This window comes from Mycoplasma sp. CSL7503-lung, assembly GCF_025515455.1.
Lineage (GTDB): Bacteria > Bacillota_I > Bacilli_A > Mycoplasmatales > Metamycoplasmataceae > Mycoplasmopsis.
The window spans coordinates 1-4820 of record NZ_JAOPHP010000032.1 but is presented as its reverse complement, the minus strand read 5'-3'; the positions used below and the strand labels follow the sequence as shown (position 1 = coordinate 4820).

Sequence of the window (4820 nt, the reverse complement as noted above, 5' to 3'; positions counted from 1 at the left end):
ATAAAAAAATGCCCTTCTGGGCTTATTCTTTGAAAACTGAATAGTAATTAATAATTCATTAAAATGTCTTAAATACATCTTAACTTCTAAACCTATCAATTTATTAGTAATGGTCAGCTAAATGTATTACTACACTTACACATCCATCCTATCAACCTCGTAGTCTACAAGGAATTTCAAGGGAATACTTATCTCTGAGGAGGCTTCCCACTTAGATGCTTTCAGCGGTTATCCTTTCCGTACTTAGCTACCCAGCTATGCTCCTGGCGGAACAACTGGAACACCAGCGGTACGTCCACTCCGGTCCTCTCGTACTAAGAGCAGCTCTCATCAATATTCCAACGCCCACATCAGATAGGGACCGAACTGTCTCACGACGTTCTGAACCCAGCTCGCGTACCGCTTTAATTGGCGAACAGCCAAACCCTTGGAACCGACTCCAGCTCCAGGATGCGATGAGCCGACATCGAGGTGCCAAACCTTGCCGTCGATGTGATCTCTTGGGCAAGATAAGCCTGTTATCCCCAGGGTAACTTTTATCCGTTGAGCGACTGCCGTTCCATGACGTACAGCCGGATCACTAAGTCCTGCTTTCGCACCTGCTCGACTTGTAGGTCTCGCAGTTAAGCACACTTCTACCTTTGCGCTCTACATACAGTTTCTGACTGTATTGAGTGTACCTTTGAACGCCTCCGTTACTTTTTAGGAGGCGACCGCCCCAGTCAAACTACCCACCACGCACTGTCTCCTCGCCGGATAACGGCGACAGGTTAGAAACTCAACATACCAAGGGTGGTATTTCAAGGTCGACTACTCTAAGACTAGCGTCTTAGCATCAGCGTCTCCCACCTATCCTACACATGTTAGGCCAAGTTCCAATACGAAGTTGTAGTAAAGCTCCATGGGGTCTTTTCGTCTTGATGCGGGTACCCAGCGTTTTCACTGGGACCATAATTTCACCGAGTCCAATGTTGAGACAGTTGAGAGATCATTGCGCCTTTCGTGCAGGTCAGTATTTAGCCGACAAGGAATTTCGCTACCTTAGGACCGTTATAGTTACGGCCGCCGTTCACCCGGGCTTCATTTCAACGCTTCGCATAAGCTAACGCATCCACTTAACCTTCGGGCACTGGGCAGGCTTCACCCCCTATACATCACCTTGCGGTTTAGCAGAGAGTTGTGTTTTTGATAAACAGTTGCCCCTCACAATTTACTGTGGCCAACCAAAAGTTGGCACCCCTTCTCGCGAACTTACGGGGTTAATTTGCAGAGTTCCTTAACATTGGTTTTCTCGCTCGCCTTAGAATACTCATCTTGGGAACGTGTGTCCGTTCTCGGTACAGGTGACCATACATTTAAACGTTTAGAAGCTTTTCTTGGAAGCATGAAATCACACAATTCGGCTTTTCAACCTATGACTCGTAACTCCCGGTTAGAGGACACGCATTTAACTATGTCCACCAGTTGTTACTTACCCCACAATCCAATAAGTGGTAGTGTTATCCTTCTCCGTCACTCCATCACTACGTACAGCCAGTACAGGAATATTAACCTGTTGTCCATCAGATACGCCTTTCGGCCTCTCCTTAGGTCCTGACTAACCCTGGGTGGACGAACCTTCCCCAGGAAACCTTTCCCAATAGGCGTTGAGGATTCTCACCTCAAATCGTTACTCATACCGGCATTCTCACTTCTTAGCGCTCCACCAGTCCTCACGGTCTGACTTCGCCGCACTAAGAACGCTCCTCTAACGTACTTTCGTACCCGTGGCTTCGGTATCGTGTTTTACTCCCGTTACATTATTGGCGCAAGTTCTCTTGACTAGTGAGCTATTACGCACTCTTTAAAGGGTGGCTGCTTCTAAGCCAACCTCCTAGTTGTTTATGAAAACTCACAACCTTTCTGACTTAACACGATTTTGGGACCTTAGCCGACGATCTGGGTTGTTGCCCTCGCGAGCCGGGACGTTAGCACCCCGGTTCCGACTGCATGATAATACACAATGGTATTCGGAGTTTGATTATAGTCAGTACCGCTAGGCGCGGCCATTCCATATTCAGTGCTCTACCACCAAAGTTTAACATCACACGCTAGCCCTAAAGCTATTTCGAGGAGAACCAGCTATCTCCAAGTTCGATTGGAATTTCTCCGCTATTCACAAGTCATCCGGGCACTTTTCAGCGTACTACGGTTCGGCCCTCCACTTGGTGTTATCCAAGCTTCAGCCTGCTCATGAATAGATCACATGGTTTCGGGTATATGTCAACATACTAAGCGCCCTATTAAGACTCGATTTCTCTACGGCTCCGCTTTTATCCACTTAACCTCGCATGTTAACATAACTCGCCGGTCCATACTGCAAGATGTACGCCATCACGCATTAACGCGCTCTGACTAATTGTAAGTAAGTTGTTTCAGATTCTATTTCACTCCCCTCCCGGGGTTCTTTTCACCTTTCCCTCACGGTACTAGTTCACTATCGGTGTCTGGTTAGTATTTAGCCTTACCGGATGGTCCCGGCAGATTCAGACAGGGTTTCACGTGCCCCGCCCTACTCAGGATACTATCAGAAGATTTTGCCATTTCGCATACGGGAGTATCACCCTCTATGCTAAAGTTTCCCAACTTTTTCTGCTATAACAAAATTTTGTAACTTCATGTAGATAGTCCTACAACCCCAACATAAATGTTGGTTTGGGCTCTTCCAAGTTCGCTCGCCGCTACTAATGGAATCATTGTTTATTTTCTCTTCCTGTTGCTACTAAGATGTTTCAGTTCACAACGTGTCTCGTCATTAGAACTATGTATTCATTCTAATGCAATTAGATATTACTCTAATTAGGTTTCCCCATTCGGAAATCCCCGTATCGTAGCTTATATCCAGCTCCACGAGGCTTATCGCAGGTAATCACGTCCTTCATCGACTTCCAGACCCAAGGCATCCACAACTCACTCTTACTTATTTAAAAGTTCAATATTTTCCTATTGTTGATGTATTCAAAGACATTTTAATAAATTATTATTTAAAATAATTACTCGGTATCACAAAACAAATTGACTAATTTATTTTTATTGATGTCGTTGTTATATTAATTTATCTTTACTATTCAGTTTTCAAAGAACAATTGAGAGAAGTTCTCTCAAAACTAGATATATAAATCTTTCTGACCATTAAAGAAAGCCATGACTCAAAAATATTAATAAATAAAAATGGTCTTAAAAGTTAGTAATTGTTACTAAAATGAATTGTAACTTATGTACTCCGTAGAAAGGAGGTAATCCATCCCCACGTTCTCGTAGGGATACCTTGTTACGACTTCACCCCAGTCACCGGCCCTGCCTTAGGCAGTTGTCTCCGTAGTTAACAAAACCGACTTCGGGCATTACCAGCTCCCATGGTGTGACGGGCGGTGTGTACAAGACCCGAGAACGTATTCACCGTAGCGTAGCTGATCTACGATTACTAGCGATTCCGACTTCATGTAGTCGAGTTGCAGACTACAATCCGAACTGAGAATAGTTTTTTGAGATTTGCTCCACGTCACCGTATTGCTTCTCTTTGTACTATCCATTGTAGCACGTGTGTTGCCCCACTCGTAAGAGGCATGATGATTTGACGTCGTCCCCACCTTCCTCCCAATTACTCGGGCAGTCTCCCTAGAACATTTAACTAAGGATAAGGGTTGCGCTCGTTGCAGGACTTAACCGAACATCTCACGACACGAGCTGACGACAACCATGCACCATCTGTCATTCCGTTAGCCTCCGCTATATCTCTATAGCATTGCGGAAGATGTCAAGAGTGGGTAAGGTTCTACGCGTATCTTCAAATTAAACCACATGCTCCACCGCTTGTGCGGGTCCCCGTCAATTCCTTTAAGTTTCACTCTTGCGAGCATACTACTCAGGCGGATGATTTAATGCGTTAGCTGCGCCGATAGTTCTCTATCAGCTAATCATCATCGTTTACAGCGTGGACTACCAGGGTATCTAATCCTGTTTGCTCCCCACGCTTTCGTCTCTCAGTGTCAATATGTGCCCAGTTAGCTGCCTTCGCCATGTTGGTGTTCTTCCTAATATCTACGCATTTCACCGCTTCACTAGGAATTCCGCTAACCTCTACACAATTCTAGCGTGCCAGTATCCAACGCAATTTGGGGTTGAGCCCCAAGTTTTAACGCCAGACTTAACACACAACCTACAGACGCTTTACGCCCAATAATTCCGGATAACGCTTGCAACCTATGTATTACCGCGGCTGCTGGCACATAGTTAGCCGTTGCTTTCTGACAAGGTACCGTCAAGGCAATAGCATTTCCTCTACTGCTTTTTCTTCCCTTATAACAGCAGTTTACAACCCGAAGGCCGTCTTCCTGCACGCTGTGTCGCTCCATCAGACTTTCGTCCATTGTGGAAAATTCCCTACTGCTGCCTCCCGTAGGAGTCTGGGCCGTATCTCAGTCCCAGTGTGGCGGATCAGTCTCTCAACCCCGCTAAACATCATCGTCTTGGTAAGCCATTACCTTACCAACAAACTAATGTTCCGCACCCCGATCCTCTAGTGAAGCAAACGCTCCTTTTATATTAGCTTGATGCCAAACTAATAAGTATCCGGTATTAGCGATAATTTCTCATCGTTATCCCAATCTAGAGGGCACGTTAAGTACGTGTTACTCACCCATTCGCCGCTAAGTTCCGAAGAACTCCGCTCGACATGCATGTATTAGGCACACAGCCAGCGTTCATCCTGAGCCAGGATCAAACTCTCGAAAAAATTGACTGTCATGTTTTATTGTATATATCTAGTTTTCAAAGAACTT

Annotated in this window: 2 rRNA genes; both read right to left on the bottom strand. The window is 45.4% G+C overall.

From position 1 onward, the window contains the following. Positions 1-82 precede the first annotated feature (82 nt). Positions 83-2969: ribosomal RNA gene (locus N9R85_RS03600) — 23S ribosomal RNA — on the bottom strand. 299 nt (positions 2970-3268) lie between these two features. Then, positions 3269-4774: ribosomal RNA gene (locus tag N9R85_RS03595) — 16S ribosomal RNA — on the bottom strand. Together the 16S and 23S rRNA genes form the textbook arrangement of a ribosomal RNA operon. Positions 4775-4820 lie beyond the last annotated feature (46 nt).